This is a genomic window from Sulfitobacter sp. (assembly GCF_041552635.1).
GTDB lineage: Bacteria > Pseudomonadota > Alphaproteobacteria > Rhodobacterales > Rhodobacteraceae > Sulfitobacter.
This window is the reverse complement of the sequence record NZ_JBFEKM010000376.1, coordinates 1-1,277: the sequence shown is the minus strand read 5'-3', so window position 1 is coordinate 1,277 and position 1,277 is coordinate 1. Positions and strand designations below refer to the sequence as shown.

Below are 1,277 nucleotides of genomic sequence, written 5' to 3'. Positions count from 1 at the left end.
CGGTAATCCTCGAAGGCTTTGTAGGCGGCGGGCACCCAGTCGGCGACGACGTTGCAGATGGCATCGGCATAGACGCGGATTTCGTATTGGGCGTGGGCATCGGCGCGCAGGCGCAGGAAGTGGAACAGGTTGTGCAGATCGACCTTCCAGTACCATTGCGTATAGATGTTGGTGGGCAGGTTCATGCGGGCCAGTTCGCGGGCCAGACCGTCCTGGGGTTGGCCGTCGGGGCCGGTTTCCGAGATCATCGCCTCGTAATTGTCATAGGCGCGGTTGCTGTCGGTTTTGAGGATTTCGAGCACGCGGGCGGCCTCGGCCCCTTCGAGCACGCCGCCGCGCCCCTGATTGTTCACGACGCTTTGGGCGTTCGTGTGTTCGGGCGTGGGGATGTAGAATTCGCGGTCAAGGATCGAATAGCGGGCGGAGTATTCGTTGACGTTGGCGGTGCGGTGACGAATCCACTGGCGCGCGACAAAGACGGGCAGTTTGACGTGCAGCTTGATTTCGCACATCTCGAACGGCGTCGAATGCCAGTGGCGCATGAGGTAGCGGATCAGCCCTTCGTCGTTCTGGACGGATTTTGTGCCTTTGCCATAGGACACGCGGGCGGCCTGACAAATCGCGGCGTCGTCGCCCATATAGTCGATGACGCGCACGAAACCGTGGTCGAGCACGGGGATCGCCTTGTAAAGATGGTCTTCCATGCCTTGGGACACGGCGCGCAAGGTGGGTTGGGTCGTGCTGCGCAGGGCGTCAATTTCGGCTTGTTGGTCTGGGCTGATCGGCATGGGGCGCGTCCTGTCATGGGGCTTGAGATTTTGCGTGGGATTCGCCCCTGACTATATCTGCGCAAAGCCGGGTTCGGAACCGCGATATGCGGTATTGTTTTTGGGCTGCACTTTGTGAGGAAATGCAGGGCAAAGCCGTTGGAACGTTGACAATGGGGCAGTTGATTGGCGACTGTCGCTGTAATTAAAAAAATATTCGAGGCAGACAGTTATGAAATTTGGCGCATCAGGGCTTGTGCTTTGTCTGGTTTTGGCAGGCTGCGGCGACGGCACCCCGTTTAATAGCGAAACCGACACGACCGACGGCGGAACCACCGATACGGATACCGGCACGGATACAGGTGCGACGTTGTCACGCGACGGCTTGCCCGCAGGCACGGCATCGCCAACGCCAAACGACGGCATCCGTCGGTCCGAGACGCAGGATAGCACTGGCAACGGTCAAGCGTCGAGTTTCCAGTATAATGCGGCGGATGATACTTTCACCAT

The 1,277-nt window shown here is 59.1% G+C and carries 1 protein-coding gene and 1 pseudogene; one reads left to right on the top strand and one right to left on the bottom strand.

The window, feature by feature from the left end:
* A partial coding sequence (thyX, locus tag ABYT07_RS21220; protein WP_372993972.1) for an FAD-dependent thymidylate synthase occupies positions 1-788 on the bottom strand: 788 nt, incomplete at its 3' end.
* Between the two features lie 211 nt (positions 789-999).
* Here thyX and ABYT07_RS21215 point away from each other — a divergent pair.
* Positions 1,000-1,277: pseudogene (locus ABYT07_RS21215) on the top strand (hypothetical protein); the annotation flags it as partial.